The sequence below is a fragment of the Sciscionella marina DSM 45152 genome, assembly GCF_000379465.1.
GTDB lineage: Bacteria > Actinomycetota > Actinomycetes > Mycobacteriales > Pseudonocardiaceae > Sciscionella > Sciscionella marina.
In genome coordinates this window covers 20,193-37,976 of sequence record NZ_KB905380.1, presented here as the reverse complement: position 1 = coordinate 37,976, position 17,784 = coordinate 20,193, and the positions used below count along the sequence as shown (strand labels likewise).

Sequence of the window (17,784 nt, the reverse complement as noted above, 5' to 3'; positions counted from 1 at the left end):
GAACAATTGTTTGGTAACTGTCCGTGGGAGGGCTGCGATGTCAGAGCTCGTGTCCGGGGCTCACCGGGACCCGAGGATCGTCGATGTGCACGCCCATTTCTTGCCTGCTGCGTATCGGCCTGTGCTGGAGACGTTGACCGCGAAGTCCGGAACGCCGACCGCGACTCCGGAGAGTGCGGCACCGGAGGTGCGCCGAGTGTTCGCGGCGATGTCCGATGAACCGGGGATGATCGATCAGCGTCTCGACATGATGGACGACGCCGGAGTGGCGCGGCAGATTCTCTCTCCCGGCAGTATGGCGCCTTACGGACGGGAACCCCGGATGGCGGTCGAGGCGGCTCGGCTGCTCAACGACAGCTACCGCGAACTGACCGGCTCCCGTACGACCCGTTTCTCGTCCTTCGTTTCGCTACCCTTGCCGCATATCGATGCGTCACTCGAGGAACTGCGGCGCGGGCTGGACGAGTTGGGCATGGCCGGTGTGGCCCTCGGCTGTTCCGTGTTCGACCGCTCCACGGCCGAAGCGGAATTCGAGCCGCTGTACGAGGAAATGAACGCGCGCGGAACGACTCTTTTCTTTCATCCATGTCAGAACGGCATCTGTTCACCATTGATCAATGACTACGGCTTCACGACGGCGGCCGGTGCGTCCCTGGAGGACACCGCTATCGTGCTCCAGTTGATCAAGCGAAACATCCCGGCTCGCTACCCGGACATCAAGATCATCATTCCTCATCTGGGTGGCCTGATTCCGATGCAACTGGCGCGGCTCGATGCCCAGGCAAGCACGCCGGACCTGCTTGGACCCCCGAGCGTGATGGCTCGCAGCCTCTACTACGACACCGTCGGATGGGGTTCGCAAGCCGCTCTCCGGTGCGCCTGCGAGGCCTTCGGGGCCGACCATCTCGTGCCCGGGAGCGACTTCTCGGCCTTGCTGGCGGTCGAGTCCTATGCGCGGACGTTCGAGTACATCAAGGAATCCCGATTGTCCGAACAGGAAATCGAGAAGATCCTCTACGGCAATGCGCCGGCTCTGTTCGACTTCGACAAGCCGATCCCGGTGTGAACCAGGAAAGGGGCGACGTGTTTCACCTGGATCATCTCTGCCTCGGTGTCCGCGACCTGGCGGACGGGGTCCGCAGGGTCCATGCGGAAACCGGGCTCGCCTACTACGACGGCGGCGCGTTCGCCGCCGGTATCGCGAACACGATCTTTCCGCTCGGTGGGGACGCCTATCTGGAGGTCGAGGCGGTCACCGCGCCGGCGGCCGAGCAGGAACCCGGGGTCGCGTGGTTCGACCGGGTCGTCGCGGACGGCGACCGGTGGATGTTCTGGAGCCTGCGCGCCGACACCCTCGAGGAGATGACCGCGGTCGGGCAGCGGCTCGGCGGCGAGATGGCGCGGGTACCCGGCCGCGTCCAGCCCGACGGCACTCAGCGCATCATCACCACCGCGCCCGGTCCCGGCCGCGCGCTCGACACGTGCTGGCGCCGCGGACTGCCGAACTGGTTTTACCGCGCGGATCCGGCCACCAACCCCGACCGTGGGGTGACCGGACACGGTGACCGCGGGGCGGCCGTGGCCCGGTTGGAGATCGGCGCCGACACCGGGGAACTGCGCGAGCACATCGGCGCCAAGACCTTCGACCGGCTGCCGCTCGCCATCGTGCCCGGCCGGCCGGGCGTGCACGCGGTCACGGTGCGCACCGCATCCGGGCGTGAGGTCACGCTGCGCAGGGACCCGGCCGAGCTGTAGCAAGACCCGGCCGTTCATCGCCGGGCTCGGTCAGTGTCTGCAGTGGCGGGCATCGGTGGCAAACGCCGATAGTGGCGAGCCAGTGAAATGTCCGAGTCCGGGTGAATTTTCGCATTGTCATGGGCTTGCCATTTTTCGATGGCACTCCGATTCCGCGGTGCGGTGGATGAATACGGTCATCGCGCCCTTGCGTGTGATATCCGGACATGTCCACCGGCCGTTGTTACCGCGGAGTGGGCGGCCTGTGGAAAGGGGCAAGACCACGCTCCGTTTCGCGGCCCGGAGCGGCGGGCATCATCTCCCGTGCCCACCGGACTTTCGATGTGATCGACACACGACCGCACTGCGCGGCTCCGGTACTCGCCGGTGTGCCGCACCACGGGGCCGCGCCAGCACCCGAGCCGGATCGGAAGGCAGGCAATGACTACTGCGGAAGACCAGGACAGCGTCGGCGATATCGCCATCGTCGGCATGGCGGGCATCATGCCGGGCGCGCCCGATCTCGCCGCTTTCTGGGCGGATCTGTGCGCGGGGCGGGACGGGATCACGCGGATGACGCGCGAGGAGCTGCGCACCGCGGGTGTTCCGGCCGAGCTCGCCGATGATCCCGCGTTCGTCCCGGCCGCCGGTGTGCTGCCCGGTATCGATCGGTTCGACGCGGCCTTCTTCGGCTACGACCGTGGCGAGGCCGAACTGCTCGATCCGCAGCACCGGCTGTTCCTCGAATGCGCCTGGCACGCACTGGAGGACGGCGGGATCGACCCGGACCGCCTCGACGGCCTGGTCGGTGTGTTCGCCGGTGGCGCACCCAGTTCCTATCTGCTCACCAATCTTCTGGCGAACGACGAGATAGTCCACGCGGTCGGGCCGGACCAGCTGATGCAGATCAACGAGAAGGATCTGATCGCCTCGCGGCTTTCCTACGCGCTGAACCTCGGTGGGCCGTCGATGAGCGTGCAGAGCTGCAGTTCGACCGCGCTGGTCGTACTGGCCCAGGCCGCCACGAGCTTACTCACCGGCGAGTCCGATGTGGTCGTCGCCGGGGCGGTGTCGATCGTGGTCCCGCAGATCCCGGGGTACCTCTACCACGAAGGCAGTCGGCTCGCGCCGGACGGCGTCAACCGGGTTCTCGATGCCGGGGCGAACGGCAAGGTTCCCGGCAACGGTCTCGGCGTGGTGGTGATGCGGCGGCTGGAGGACGCGCTCGCCGACGGCGACCGGATCTACTCGGTGCTGCGCGGATGGGCGGTCAACCACGAGGGCTCCGCGGGACGCCGGGCGTTCAACCTGCCCGGCGTGCCCGGGCAGGCCGCGGTGATCGAACAGGCGCTGGCCGCCGCCGGGGTCGGCCCGGAGGACATCGATCACGTCGAATGCGATGTGATCGGCACACCGTTCGGTGACGCGGCCGAACTGTCGGCGCTGCAACGGGTATTCGATGTCGAGGGAGTGGATCAGGTCACGCTCGGCGCTTCGGACGGCAACACCGGGCACATCAACCAGGCGGCCGGGATCGCCCGGGTTCTCAAGGCGTCGCTCGAGCTGTACCACGAGAAACGGGTCCCCGCGGTCCACTTCGAACAGCCCAGCGACCAGATCGCGCACGCGCACGGCAGGCTGACCGTGCAGACCGGGCTCGGCGAGTGGCCGCGTGGCGAACGCCCACGACTGGCCGGGGTGACCGCGTACGGATTCGGTGGCACCGACGCACATCTGGTCCTGCAGGAGGCACCGGTACCCGAGGAAACCGAACGTCCACCGGCCCGGCCGCACCAGGTACTCGTCTGGTCGGCACGTACCGCGGCCGCGGCCGATGCGGCGACAACGCGCCTGCGGGAGTCCTCGGCCGAGTGGACGGACCTCGCGGACGTCGCCTATACGCTCCAGTTCGGCCGCAAGGCGTTCGGGCACCGGCGGATGGCGACCGTGTCCTCTGTGGACGATGCGGCCGCTGCGCTGGGCTCGGATACGCGGATGTCCGCGGGGGCGGAGGTCGTGTCCCGGCGGGCCGGGCTGCTGCTCGCCGGGGTCGGTGAGCAGTACTCGGGCATGGCGGGCGGGCTCTACCGAACCGAACCGGAATTCCGTGCCGCGATCGAGGAATGCTCCGCGCTGTTCCGCGCACACCTGGGGTTCGACCCGGTCGCGAGCCTGGTCGGCGAACGGGCCGGGAACGGAAACGACCTCGCCCGGTTGCTCGGCCGCGAGACCGGCCCCGAATCCGCCGACACCACTGTGGTGCAGCCGGGAGTGTTCTCGATCGGTTACGCGCTCGGCCGGCTGCTGCGGGCGTGGGGGATCGAACCGGAAGTCATCGCCGGGTACAGCGTGGGGGAATTCGCCGCCGCGACCTTGGCGGGCAGCCTCACCCTGGAAGAAGCGGCCGGGCTCGTCGCCGCCCGGGCACGACTCATCGCGCGGCTGCCCGCCGGTGCAATGGCCGCGCTCCCACTGTCCGCCACCGAACTGGGCGAGCTGGCCGGGGACTCGGCGGCCTCCGGTGTCGAGGTCGCCGCGGTGAACGGACCGCGGATGACCGTGGTCTCCGGCTCGGTCGAGGCCGTCGCGAAACTGACCGAAAAGCTCGCCGGGAACGGGGTTCCGGCGCGCCCGCTACGTACCACGCACGCCTTCCACTCGCGTGCCCTGCGCCCCGTCGCGGCCGAACTGACCGCGTGGGCGCGCGCCAATCTGGATCCGCGGACACCGGACGTGCCGTACCTGTCGAACGTCACCGGTGAGCCGATCACCACCGCTCAGCTCCGGGACCCGGGTTACTGGTCCGAGCACATGTGCCGGCCGGTCCAGTTCTCCACGATGATCCGGCAGTTGGCCACCGAACACCCCTCGACGGTGCTCGTCGAACTGGGCGCGGGGCAGTCACTCGGTTCGATGTTCCGCGGGCATCCGGACTTTCCCCGCACCGCCTGGGAACAGCTGGTGCCCTCGCTGCCCGGCGAAGCCGATCCGAAGACGGACACCGAGACGCTCACCGAGGCACTGGGCCGGCTCTGGCTGTCCGGAGTGGACCTCGATTGGGGCGCCTATCACGCGGGCCGGGCACCTCGGAAGACCTCCCTGCCCGGCTACGTCTTCGACCACCAGAGCTACTGGGTCGAGCCGAGTCCGCACGCGGCCGGGATCGGTTTCCCGTCCGGTGTGGGCGAGCAGCGGGTTTTCCTCGTCGACACGGACACCGATGAAGCCGGCCGCGCGCTGGCCACCCGGGTCGCCGCCGAGCTCGGCGCAGAGCTCGTGTTCGGTCAGGACGCCGAGCGCGTGCGGCGCGAACACGGGCGGCTCGACGGCGTCCTCGACCTCACCACCGTCGGCAACACGAGCACCGGGCCGCGGTGATCCGAACAAGGAGGTGTGCCAATCATGAATCCGGCAACCGGGTCCGCACCGATCGAGGTTCCCCCGTTCGCGGTGATTTCCGGGGCCCAGGTGCACGATGCCCTGCGGGGCAAGGAGAACGAGATCGTAGAGCTGGTCGAGCGGACCTATCGGCTGCACGGCGCCGGTGATTCGGTCAACCCGCCGTCCTATTTCCTGCGGTTCCCGGACCGCCCGACCGACCGGATCATCGCACTGCCTGCTTCGATCGGCGGGGCGGGGCGGGTCGACGGGCTGAAATGGATCTCCAGCTTCCCGGGCAACATCGCGTCCGGTATCGCCCGCGCCTCGGCGGTGCTGATCCTCAATGCACACGACAGCGGATATCCGTTCGCCTGCCTGGAAAGCTCCATCATCAGCGCGACGAGGACCGCGGCATCCGCGGCACTGGCCGCCGACCGGCTCAGTCGCGACCGGCCGCGGCCCACCCGGGTCGGTTTCGTCGGCACCGGCCTGATCGCCCGCCATATCCATGCCTTCCTGGAGGCGACCGGCTGGTCCTTCGAGCGGATCGGGGTACACGACCGGTCCCCGGAGCGGGCGGCCGAGTTCGGCGCGGACCTGGAGCGGTCGGGCACCTCGGGCAGCGTGGTCGTGCACGACAGCGCCGAGCGGCTGATCCGCGCCAGCGATCTGGTCGTCTTCGCCACCGTGGCCGGGAAACCGCACATCGACGATCCCGACTGGTTCGGCCACGGCCCGCTCGTACTGCACGTGTCCCTGCGGGATCTCGCACCGGAGATCCTGCTCTCCTCGGCCAATATCGTCGACGACGTCGACCACTGCCTCAAGGCGGAAACCTCACCGCATCTGGCCGAGCAGCGCACCGGCGGCCGCGAATTCCTGACCGGCACCCTCGACGAGGTCCTCACCGGGCGAGTGCGGCCACCGGCCGATCGGACCCTGATCTTCTCGCCGTTCGGCCTCGGCGTGCTCGACCTCGCCGTCGGCAAATACGTCTACGACCGGATCGCGGGCTCCGGCGCCTTGCACGTGATCGACGACTTCTTCCCCGAGCCGCGCCGGCAGGGTTAGCGCGGACGACCATCCGGTGCACTAGGAGACGATCGTGCCAGTCATCACCGCACCCGAGAACTACAATGCGGAAGAACTCTACGTCGATCTCCGCCCGAGCTTCGGGCAGCCGCTCTACTTGAAATGCGAGGGTTTCAACTTCGCGGGCTCGATCAAGCTCAAAGCCGCGACAGCCATGGTCGAGGCCGCCGAACGAGACGGCCTGCTGAACCCGGACTCGGTCCTTGTCGAATCCTCCTCCGGCAATCTCGGTGTCGCGCTGAGCATGCTGGCGGCCAGCAAGGGATATCGCTTCGTCTGCGTGACCGATTCCCGGTGCAACCTCGCGACCCGGCGAGCGATCGAGGCACTGGGCAATGACGTGCACATCGTCACCGAACCCACTCCGCAGGGAGGACTGCTCGGCGCCCGGATCGACCACGTCCGCGAACTCTGTGCGGCGGACCACCGCTATGTCTGGCTCAACCAGTACCGGAATCCGAACAACTGGCAGGCGCACTATCGCAGCACGGCACCCGCCATCGCCCGGATGTTCCCGGAGCTCGACACGCTTTTCGTCGGTGCCGGAACCACCGGCACGCTGATGGGCTGCGCGCGGTACTTCCGCGAATGGCGGCGGCCGGTCCGGATCATCGCGGTGGACGCCGTCGGCTCGGTCATCTTCGGCGGCGCACAAGGGCAGCGCAATCTGCCCGGCCTCGGCGCGAGTGTCCGCCCCGCACTGCTCGATGATTCCTATGTGGACGATGTGATCCTGGTGCCGGAACCCGACACCATCCGCGCCTGCCATCGCCTTGCCCACGCCGGGTTCCTTTTCGGTGGCTCCACCGGAACCGTGGTCAGCGGTGCCATCGGCTGGTTGTCCGCACACGGTCCCGGGGACGGCACCGCGGTCGCGATCGCCCCCGATCTCGGCGAACGCTATCTCGACACCATCTACCAGACGAACTGGATCCACGGCCTCTACGGCGAGGATGTCTGCGAATCCTGGCATGGTGCCGACAGTTGAACCGCCGCCGCAGCGTTCACCCGGACGTCGGCAGGCGAGCAGGCAGCTGGCCCGATGCCAGAAACCCGTCTGCATGGTGTCCGGCACCTGGCCCGGACCGTATGCTCGGAAAGTTGTCGGCGCGGTACGGTCCGGGGTGGCTGCGCGCAGTTCGATGAACCACCTGGAGTGCCGGTCGTGCTTATCGGAGTTCTGCAGGCCACCGGTGATCCGGCACGGCCCGCGCGCAATCTCGCAGTGCTGCGCTCGGCCGCGGCCGAAGCGTCCGCCCGGGGGTGCGGTGTACTCGTCACTCCCGAACTGTTCCTGCCGGGCTACGCGCCGCAGCTGGTCGCCGGGCGGGACGGGGCCGGACAGCGGACCGCCGCTGCGGGGCTGGCCGTCGAGTTCGGGCTGTATCTGGTCGTCTCCACCGTTGAGCACGACGGTTCGAACCGATACATTTCCGCGCATCTGTTTGCACCGAACGGTTCTCGGGTGCTGCACTATCGGAAAACACATCTGTTCGGCGACGAGAACGAGGTGTTCGACGCGGGCGATGCACCGTCGGCCGTGGCCCGGATCGAGGGGATCGCCGTGGCCCTCGGCATCTGTTTCGACGTGGAGTTCCCGGAGTACGTCCGCGCCCTGGCCGATGCGGGGGCCGAGTTGTTGCTGGTGCCCACCGCGGTCCCGTGGCTCACGGCGGCCGAAGCGGAGCTCTACGAGGCAGATTTCGTCGTGCAGCGCATCGTTCCGACGCGGGCGATGGAGAGCACCGTCGCGCTCGCGTATGCCAACCAGGCAGGGCCGGGGTTCATCGGCGCCAGCAGGATCGTCGGGCCGGCCGGTGATGTCCGGGCGAGCGCGGGCCGGGACGGGCCGGAACTGTTCGTGGCCGAGGTGGACGGGGCCGAGGTGGGGTATGCCAGGGCGGTGTTGCCCTATCTGTCCGCGCGCCGTCCGCGGATTTACCAAGCCCCGGCGCCGGAATCGAGCGGGGGCGACCCACCGGAGAGTCGGCTCGGTGTGCCGCGCACGGGCGCCTCGTCGGCCGCTCGAAAGCTCTGCGCCGGCGAAATGTAATCCAGGGCTCGACCGGTGCCCGGTTTTGTGGGAATTCCGGATGTAGATCTGTGTTTGAGTTATTCCGGTGAGTGCGGTATTAGGAAATTGCTTCTCATGCATTTATGGTTCGCGTTCGAACGGGCACTGGGAGTCGTATCCGGGGGTGCGCGGGGCTCCCGGAAAGCACTCGACCAGCTGTTTCGTTTGTTTCAGCGACGATACCGAACCTTCGGTGCGGCTAGCTCGTAGTGGGGGTTCGGGCGGCCACGAACTTCTGTTCGGGGCGCTCGAATTAGTTGACCATGCGAATCAGGTGTTCGTAGGCTTGTGTCACCGATGCACCGTCGGGTGGGTTCAGCGAATGTGATATTCTTCAATGGAGGATTTCTTCATGGTCGGCGTCCGGACGATTTCTTCGCTCGCCAATCGCGGCACCGAGCTTGGTCGTGGTGCGGTGCCGAGTGCACGATCCGGAGATGTCGGTGACTTCGTCGAAGAAACCGATTCATTGTTGGCGGTGGTCGACTCCGAGCTGCGGGTCAGTGGCGGAAATGCCGCGTTTCTCCGATGGTTCGGATGTAAGGAAACGGACATGCTCGGTGAGCCGTTTCCCGAACTGGTGACGACCGATCCCGCGTACCTGCGGGAGCGTCTGGGGCAGATCGGCGACGGCCGGGCACGGCGGTTGCGCGCCACGATCACCGGACCGAGCCCCATCGGTGCCGGGCGCATGACGATCGACGCCGTCCAGATGCCCGCCGATGACGGAGCGCTCCTGCTTACCCTGGTACCGGCCGAATTCACCGGCAACGGCCGGGCCTGTCTGGTCACGAGCCTCGAAGCGAAGATCCTGCAGGGCATGGCCCGCGGCCTGTCCAGTGTGCAGATGGCATCCCGGTTGTATCTGAGCCGTCAGGGGATCGACTACCACGTGGCCCGGCTGCAGCGGAGGTTCAAAGCGGGCAACCGTCTCGAACTGATCTCGCGTGCCTTCGCGGCCGGACTGCTCGACGCGACCACCTGGCCTCCCCGGGTTCCGGAATCTCGTTTGGCGAGCTGATCCGGCGATGCGCCGGAACAATCCGTGCGGAGAGGTATGAATTTTATTCACCTTCACTTTCCTTTTTGTTGAACGGGAGAGTGCCGCGCCGTATCCGTTGAATGGTAAAAGCTTTCGGTTCGTGGTATGGGACAGCGGCCGGTGCGCAGGAGACGGGAAATGTGAGGGATAACCCTCGCCGGGCCGGAGATCCCCTGGCCGCCCGGATGATCACGCGATGAGATGACCGATGTGGGGCACCCGTACCTGGTACGTGCCGCCACGTGAGGTACTGCGGTCAGCGGAGGGGCAGTGCATGGTGGGCCGGGAAGACAGGATGTTCGGACTGGGGACGACAGGACGGGATTCCGAACTGCGCTGGCTCGATGCGCGCCTGCATCCCGGACGGCCCCGCCGCACACCGGCCGTCGTGGTGGTCCGTGGGCCGATCGGTATCGGCAAGACCAGCCTGGTCCGGGCCGCACTGGCGCAGCACCCGGACAGTGTGATCTGCCGGACCACCGCCGTCCGAGGCGGGGAAGCCGGCCCGGAGCTGTTCGCCGCCCTGCGGGAGGCGGGTGTCCGGCAACCGGAACTCGACCCAGATGCGTTCGAGGACTGGTACACGGATTTCACGGTATGGGCCCGGAATCGTACCGGTCTCGTACTGGTGGTCGATGACGTGCAGTGGTGCGAGGAGCCGCTACTGCACTGGTTGGGCCTGCTGGCCAGGAGAGCGGCCGGACTACCGGTGCGGATCGTCCTGCTGCGCTCGAGCACGGCGGCCGAAGCCCGGGTACCGGATCTCGAATGCTGGTATGGCACCGAGGTGCTCGATCTCGGTGGATTGCCGGAGCACGCGGTGAGTCGGCTGGTGGCCGCCGCCGGAAGGGAAGCCGGGGAGTCGTTCGTGCGCTACTGCCTCGAGCGCACCGGTGGCAACCCGCTGCTGCTGGGCCAGTTGCTCGGCGGGGAAGGTGGCGAGCCCTCCGGGACCTCGGTCCTGCGTTCGCTGCTGGAGCGCCTGCCGGAGTATGTGCGGCTCGTCGCCCTCGCGGCCGCCGTGCTCGGCGACCGGGATCTGTTCCTCGTGGCCCGGCTGGCCGAAGTGCCGTTGCACACGGCCGAAACGGCGGTCGGCATGCTGCGCGCCCAGCAGATACTCGCTCCCGAAAGGCTGGAGTTCCGGAACCGCGCCGTGCGTGCGGGCCTGCTCGACGGAACCGGGCCCGCGGAGCTTGCCCGGTTGCGGCGGGCGGCGGCAACGCTGTTGAGCGATGCCGCCGAGCCCGCCGAGGTGATTGCCGAGCAGATACTGCAGCTGGCGGAACCGGAACCGTGGATGGTGGACCTGTTGTGCGATGCGGCGGGCGGTGCGACCGAACGGGGCGCGCCGGAGACCGCGCTGCGCTACCTGAGATCGGCCGTGGCAGCCCGGGCCGAGGATGTGGACCTGCTCGTTCAGCTGGCCGAAGCCGTTGCGCGGGTGGAACCGGGCGACGGCTTCGAGCTTCTGCACCAAGCGCTCGAACGGGAAGGTGATCCGGTCAAGCGGGCCGATATCGCGGTGCGGCTGGGCAGGCTGGCCCTGGTCGTGCGCCGGTGCGGTACCGCGGTGCGAGTCCTGGAGGACGAACTGACCCGGCTGGACGAGGAACTGCGTCCACCGGTGCAACGGCACCTGCACGCGCTGCTGGGCCTGGTGGGCATCGAGCACCGGGACAGCGTGGAAAGGCTGGACACCTGGCTGCGCGCCGATCACGTCCGCCCCCGGGCCGGTCTGGCCGAGGCCGGACACTTCGCGGTCCGCGCGGTGGTCACCGCGCTCGAGGGAGTCGAGCCGGAACAGGCCGCGGACTGGGCCGCACGCGCGATCCGCCGCTCGGACGCGACGGTGGACGACTCGCCGGTGAGTGCCGCCGTGCTCGCGCTGATGCTGGCCGACGAGGTGGACCTCGCCCGCGGCAAGCTGACCGAAGTGATCGACCTGGTGCCTGCCAAGCGCAGCGAATACCTGGCCTTTCGCGGGCTGGTGAGCCACTGGTGCGGGAACCTGACCGGAGCGGGCGCCGACACCGAGCGGGCTTATACGCTCGCTTCCCAGGAGACGGGCCGTACCGCGGCGGTGGTGCCCCGGATCGCGCTGGCGACCGTGCTGGTCGAGCAGGGCGAGGCCAGCCAGGCGGACCGGGTGCTGCGCGAGACGGACAGCATGCAGCTGCTCGAACATACGGTGCTGCGTCCGTGGTTCGAACTGATCGACGCACGGGCGCGCTGGGCGCTCGGCGAACAGGATGCCGCGCTCGTGTTGTTCCATCGTTGCGCGGAGAGCCTCACCGAGGTGGGGATCACCAACCCGCTGCTGGCTCCGTGGTGGTTCGAGGCCGCATGCCTGCTCGCGGACGCGGGGCAGCACGAGGAGGCGGCGGAACTGGCCGCCCACGGTGCCGCCCCGGCGCTGCAGTGGGGTACTCCCCGGGCGATCGGCATGGCCCGGCTCGCCGCCGGACTCACCGCGGAGCCAGGCGAGCGGGTCGGTCTGCTCGAGGAAGCGAGCGGCACCCTTGCCGGATCGCCGGCACGGCGCGAAGCGGCATTGGCGGAGTTCGAACTCGGCCGCGCGCTGATCGACGTGGGCGAGCTGGGTGCGGCGCGACAGCGGCTGCGCCGGGCCACGCGATCGAGCCTGCGCCTTGGTGATCGGCAGCTGCCGCGACGGGCGCGACAGGCTGCCGCGGCGGCGGGTATTCCCCGCCAGGAGTCGCCCCTGGCCTCGCTGAGCCCGGCCGAGCGCCGCTCGGTGGAACTGGCCGGGCGCGGGGTGAGCAACCGGGTGATCGCGGAACGGCTGTTCGTCACGGTCCGGACCGTGGAGACCCATCTGACGAGCGCCTACCGCAAGCTGCAGGTCAACAGCCGGGGTGAGCTGGCAACGGCGCTCGGCCAGACGTCGGACTGCCCGGAGTGGACGGGGACGAGCCGGTGAACACTGCCAGAACACCTGAGCCGGGGACCACGGCACACCTGGTGGAGCGGGAGACCGAGCTGCGCGCGATCACCGGGTTGATCGAGGAGCTCGAGCACGGCCGCGGTGGTCCTGCCCAGGTGATCGGCCCACCGGGAACCGGACGGACGGCGCTGCTCGAGCGCGCCGCACAGCTGGCCGCCGAGCGAGGGCTGCAGGTGTTCACGGCCCGCGGTTCGGTCACCGAGGCGGCCCTTCCGTACGGCGTGCTGTCCCAGCTGCTGAGCGAGGTGCCGGAGCTGAGCGGCGTCTCGTGGTTGCCGGAGCTGCTCGAAGACGGCGCGGACGCCACGGTCACGCACGAACTGCTCTGCCAGCGGATGCTGGCGTCCGCCCGGCGCTGTCCGGTGCTGCTGGTGGTCGACGATGTCACCCTGATCGACGAGCAGTCGGCCGGCTGGCTCTCGGTCCTGCGGCGCCGCCGGGCGGGAGTGCCGATCGTGCTGCTGGGAGCCCAAGCCGGGCTGCCCGCCGCGGACGGTCGCCTTGACCCGCTGTCGTCCGCGGAGGTACCCGGTGAGCAGCAGCGCGTGGTCCGGCTCGGTCCGCTCAGCCAGACCGCGGTGCACAGCGTGGTGGGTTCGGTGCCCGCGCCACGCCCTCCGGCCGAGGAGCTGTACCAGGCCACGAGGGGAAATCCGGCGCTGCTGGCCGAGGTGCTGACCCGCTCCGCCACCGGCGGGGACGGCGAAGAGGGCATTGACACCCTTGTCGCGGACACCCGGCGGACGAATGTGCTGAGCCTGCTCGCGCGACTGCCCGCGGACCTCGCGGCCCTGGTGCGGACGATCGCGGTGGTGGGCACCGCCGATGAGGCCGGTCTGCGCCCGCTCATCGGCCCGCTCGGTATGACGATCACCCGTGCGCTGGCGGTGCTGACCGAGCTGGGCCTGCTCGGAACGGACCGGTACGAGCCGATGGACCCCGAGCTCGCCACATGGGTACTGGCGGCCACCGGCCGGCACGACCGGGACCGGATCCGGCGCAGTGCCGCGGAACTCGGCCACCGCAGGGCGGTCCCGGAGGCCGAGGTCGCCGAACTGCTCGTGGAAGCTCCGCCGATCGGCCAGACCTGGGCGCTGGAGACCCTGCAGTTGGCCGCCCGCCGTCGCCGGGAGGCCGGCGACCATGCGAGCGCGGCCCGCTACTACCGCCGCGCACTGGCCGAACCGGCCTCCGAAGGCACGGCCGCGCGGCTGCGCCTGGATCTGGCCACGGTGGCGGCGACATCCTGTGCGTTCACCGGTGAGCTGCGCCTGGCCAGGGCGATTCCGTCCGCCGTTGACGAGGAATCCGTCCGGACGAGGCTGTCAGTCGCGGACCTGTTGCTGCTGCACGGACGAGCGGAGAACGCGACGCAGGCGCTGGCCGGGTTCGACGCCTCCGGCTGCGGTGCCCGGGAGCGCGCGGACCTGATCGCCCTGCACTGGCTCGCCGAGCCCGGCGGACATGGTTCGGCGGGCCTCGGCGTGCCCGCGGTGACCGAGGTGGATCCGGCGCAGATGAGTCCGGCACAGGCGGCCGTCGCGGCGTGGCTGACCATGGCCGCGGGCCGTGATCTCCGCACGGCGCGTCTGCTGGCACAGCGGGCGATGGAGACCGGGAAGGAGCAGCCCTCGTTGTACGCGCCCCGCCTGGTGCTGGCGATGACCTTCGCCCAGACCGACGATGTGCTCACCGCGGCCTCGGTCTACGACGGAGTGATCGCCGCGGCCTCGGCGGCCGGTTCGCGGGTCCCGGTGGCGCTGGCCCTCACCGGTCGCGCGTGGATCGATCTGCTGCGCGGGCGCGTGCAGGCAGCCGAGGACGCGCTGGCCCAGGCACGCCGGTTGATCCCGCCGGAGGGCAGGCCGCCGACCGTGGCCGGTGCGTTGAGCACGATCGCGATCGGCGCCGCGCTGAGCCGGGATGACCTGGTGGCGGCCCAGCAGGCGGCGGACGAGATCGATCGGGCCACCGAGTCCGGCAGCGTGAACCCGATCCTGCTGTTCATGCTCGGCCTGCTGGAACTGGAACTCGAACAGCATCAGCGCGCGCTGCGGCTGTTCGAGGAATGCGGGCGGCGCATGCACGCGTTCGGCTGGCTCAATCCCGCCCTGGTGCCCTGGCGCTCCCAGCTGGCCGTGGCCGCGCAGGCGCTCGGCGATGAGCAGACCGCCGCCGCGATGATCAAGGAGGAGTGGCGGCTGGCTCAGGCGTGGGGCACGCAGACCGTGATCGGGCGCACCCAGCTCGGCGCGGGTATCGCCGAGGGATCGGATGATGTGGTGTTCGGGCTGACCCAGGCGGTGAACGCGCTCCGGTACTCCCCGGCCAGGGTGCTGCACGTCGAGGCGTTACTGCTGCGCGCCGCAGCACAGCTGGACCGTGGCCAGACCGGTGGAGTCGCTCGCGAGCTGCGGGAAGCGGAGCGGTTGGCCGCTGCGTACCAGCTCGGCTGGGCCCGGCCGCGACTCGCCGAACTCAAGAGGCGGCTTGCCGAACGCCCGCGCTCCGAACCGAACCACCGCGCCGCTCTCCGGCGCTGGCGCTCGCTGAAACCGGAGTCCGCGGCGCTCGTCCGGCGGGTGCTGGCGGATGCCTCGAACGCCGATCTCGCCGCGGAGCTGGGTATCACCAAGCGGGCCGTGGAGCTGCGGCTGACCTCGATCTACCGGCAGCTCGAGGTGACCGGCAGGGCCGAGCTGCGTGAGGTCTTCGCGGCACTGGACAAGGAGCTCTGATCGGGCGTGACCATGATCGAGCGCGATGACCGGCTTGCTTCGATCAGCACGGCGATCGCCCGGGTCGAATCGGGCCATGGGGAGTTCGTCCTCATCCGGGGCGGGTTCGGCACCGGCCGCTCTGCCCTGCTGCACGCGGCCGGCGAACAGGCGACCGCCCATGGCCTGCGTGTCGTGTGGACCGTGACGACACCCCTGGAGCGTGAGATCGACTACGGCCTCGCCCGGCTGCTGCTGAACCCGTTGCGCGAGGCAGGGTTTTCCGACGAGCTTCCCGAACAGGCCCGGCTGGATCAGCCGTTCTCCACGATGCCGGTCAGCCCGCAGCGTGCCCACCTGGTGCTGCACGAACTGCTGGGCGTGATCACCGAGGCGGTGTCGCACGGTGGTCCGCTGGCGCTGCTCGTCGATGACCTGCAGTGGGCGGACGCGGCCTCGTTGCGGTGGCTCGCCTACCTCGCCAACCGGATCGCCCGGCTGCCCGTGCTGCTGGTGGCGACCCTGCAGGACGGCGCCGGTGGCACCGAGGAGATGGTGCTCGAGGATCTGGTCCGTGCCGCGGGGCGGCGGCTGCACGCCACCGCGCTTTCGGTGGATGCGGTGCACACCTACCTCGCCGCACGGTGCCCGGAAGCCCCGGAACGGGTGTTCACCGAGGCCTGTCATGCGCGCACCGGCGGGCTTCCCGTGCTGCTGGACGCACTGGTGCGCGCCATGTTCGAACAGGGACTGCGCCCGGTCGCGGGCTCGGTGGCCGAACTCGCCGCGCTGCGCCCGCCTTCGGCGGCCACGCGGTTGGCGCGGTGCCTGGACGCGCAGCCTGCGGGCGTCGGCACGGTGGCCAGGGCAATGGCGGCGCTGGGCGAGGAGACCGGGACCGAGGTGATCGGCGATGTGGTGGGGCTCGACCGGCCGGACTTCGATGCCGTGCAGCATGCGTTGCGCAGGCTCGCGCTTGTCCAGGAACCGGCAGGCGATGGGCGGTTGCGGTTCCGCGGCACGCTGACCGGGGAACTGATCGCGGAACGGCTGACCGCGGCCGAGCAGGACCGGCTGCACTTCCGAGCCGCGAAGGTCCAGTACCGGCTCGGCAGGCCGGTGCAGCAGGTCGCACGGCAGCTGCTGGCGACGGTAGCCGAGCCGAGGCCGTGGGCGGCCGGGGTGTTACGGATCGCGGCCCGGGTCGCGCTGTCCGAGGGGGAGCCGCGCGTGGCGGCCCAGTATCTGCGGCACGCCCTGGCCCATCCCAATGCCGAACGGGCGGAGTTGCTGGTGGACCTCGCCAGGGTCGAACGGCGTCACGACCTGACGGCCGCGCGCAGGCACCTGCATCAGGCGCTGGAGATGCTGGGCAGTCCGGTGAGCCGGGCGTCCGCGCTCTGCGTGCTGCCGGTGCTGGCCGGGCCCGAGCCGGCCTCGGATGCCGAGCCGATCCGGCGCTGTCTCGAGGAACTGCGCGGTTGCCGGGGCCGGGGCACGGCCGAAGCGGCGCTGCGCCTGGAAGCGCGCCTGCGCTACCTGGAACGGGATACGCCGGCGGCCGGGCCCGAGGCGGCCGAGCGGCTGGCCGGACTCGGCCCGGAACCGGCGGGGGAGTCCTCCGCGCAGCGCGAGCTGGTGGCGGTGCTGGTGTACCTGGCGGCCACGACCAGCGCGATACCCCGCGAATCCGCCGTGGCGCTCGCCCAGCAGGTGCTGGCCAGGGAACCGGGTTCCCCGGAGCAGATGTACACGGCACTGCCGCTGCTGGTGCCGCTGCTGACACAGGCCGATGCGATCGAGGGCGTCGAATCGTGGCTGGCGGCGGCCGGTGGACCGGAGGACACCCCGGATGTGCCGAACGCGGTGGCGTGGACAGGGCAGGTGCTGCTCGCACACGCCGCCGGCCGCTTCGGCGAGGCGCGGGAGCGTGCGCTGGCGGTGCTGACCGTGGATCCCTCCGCGCGCAGCCGGCTGACCTCGGTGGTGCTGTGGGTGCTGACCGAGATCGTCGTCGAGCGGCGCACCCCCGAGCTCGCCCGCAGGATCATCGAGTACTGCGAGCCGGACCAGGATCCGTGGCTGAGGTCGCTGACCCACGGCGGGCTGGCGCTGGCCGAGGGAAATCTGGTGCTGGCACTGGAGTACTTCCAGGACTGTGCGCACCAGCTGGAGTCCGCCGGATGCACCAGGGTCGCTCTGCCGCCGGTACGTGGCCGGATCGCGACGCTGCTCGCCGCCACCGAACAGCCGGAGCAGGCCGAGGCGATCGCGCAGGAGGTCGTGGCCCGATCGATGTCCTGGGGCGCCACGGCGGCGATCGGCAGGGCGCTGCGGATCAGGGCCGCCCTGCTGGACCGGGACGAGGATGCGGTCCCCCTGCTGCGTGAGGCGGCGGAAATGCTGGAGGGCTCGGCCGACCGGCTGGAGCTGGCCAGGGTGCTGTTGTTGTTGGGGGAGCGGGAATCCGGACCGCGGGCGCGGGAGTGCCTGAAACGAGGCCAGCAGCTCGCGGCCGAGTGTGATGCGCGGTGGCTGTTGCGCCCGGATGGCGTCGAGCTGGTCCCGAGTGGTTCGCTGACGGCCACCGAGCAGCGGGTGGTCGAACTGGCGGTGGCCGGTGGTCGCAACCGGGAGATCGCCGAACAACTGGCGGTGACGGTGCGTGCGGTGGAGAAGCATCTCACGAGTGCGTACCGCAAACTCGGGATCAGCAGCAGAGCCCAGCTGGCTCAGGCACTGAGCGGGCATCGGGCGGGCTGACCGCCGTGCTCCG

Annotated in this window: 10 protein-coding genes; all 10 read left to right on the top strand. The window is 69.7% G+C overall.

What is annotated here, in order from left to right; genetic code table 11:
* The first annotated feature begins 37 nt into the window (after nt 1–37).
* The 10 genes from A37U_RS0100095 (at nt 38) to A37U_RS0100050 (ending at nt 17,771) form a co-directional block, all read left to right on the top strand.
* Entirely contained in the window at nt 38–1,066 is a 1,029-nt protein-coding gene (locus tag A37U_RS0100095; RefSeq protein WP_157182549.1) for an amidohydrolase family protein, read from the top strand.
* A complete protein-coding gene (locus A37U_RS0100090; RefSeq protein ID WP_020494553.1) occupies nt 1,063–1,755 on the top strand; it encodes a VOC family protein in 693 nt (230 codons plus the stop codon). The genes A37U_RS0100095 and A37U_RS0100090 overlap by 4 nt, the downstream gene beginning before the upstream one ends.
* Before the next feature lie 420 nt (nt 1,756–2,175).
* Nucleotides 2,176–5,112 (top strand): type I polyketide synthase, encoded by a 2,937-nt coding sequence (locus A37U_RS0100085; protein WP_020494552.1) that lies wholly within the window; start codon nt 2,176–2,178, stop codon nt 5,110–5,112.
* 24 nt (nt 5,113–5,136) lie between these two features.
* Nucleotides 5,137–6,186, top strand: coding sequence for a 2,3-diaminopropionate biosynthesis protein SbnB (sbnB, locus tag A37U_RS0100080; RefSeq protein ID WP_020494551.1), 1,050 nt, complete (start codon nt 5,137–5,139; stop codon nt 6,184–6,186).
* A gap of 34 nt (nt 6,187–6,220) precedes the next feature.
* Complete coding sequence (gene sbnA, locus A37U_RS0100075; protein WP_020494550.1) at nt 6,221–7,195, top strand: 2,3-diaminopropionate biosynthesis protein SbnA; 975 nt, start codon at nt 6,221–6,223, stop codon at nt 7,193–7,195.
* A 177-nt stretch (nt 7,196–7,372) separates the two neighbouring features.
* Nucleotides 7,373–8,260, top strand: coding sequence for a nitrilase-related carbon-nitrogen hydrolase (locus A37U_RS41760; protein WP_157182548.1), 888 nt, complete (start codon nt 7,373–7,375; stop codon nt 8,258–8,260).
* A 358-nt stretch (nt 8,261–8,618) separates the two neighbouring features.
* A complete protein-coding gene (locus tag A37U_RS0100065; protein WP_020494548.1) occupies nt 8,619–9,302 on the top strand; it encodes a LuxR C-terminal-related transcriptional regulator in 684 nt (227 codons plus the stop codon).
* Between the two features lie 229 nt (nt 9,303–9,531).
* Nucleotides 9,532–12,267, top strand: a complete 2,736-nt coding sequence (locus A37U_RS0100060; protein WP_240437459.1) for a helix-turn-helix transcriptional regulator — start codon at nt 9,532–9,534, stop codon at nt 12,265–12,267.
* Entirely contained in the window at nt 12,264–15,029 is a 2,766-nt protein-coding gene (locus A37U_RS0100055; RefSeq protein ID WP_157182547.1) for an AAA family ATPase, read from the top strand. Before A37U_RS0100060 ends, A37U_RS0100055 begins: the two co-directional genes overlap by 4 nt.
* Nucleotides 15,030–15,041: 12 nt before the next feature.
* Nucleotides 15,042–17,771 carry an ATP-binding protein gene (locus tag A37U_RS0100050; protein WP_040586381.1) on the top strand — a complete coding sequence of 910 codons (2,730 nt, stop codon included), beginning with the start codon at nt 15,042–15,044 and terminating at the stop codon, nt 17,769–17,771.
* Nucleotides 17,772–17,784: the final 13 nt, after the last annotated feature.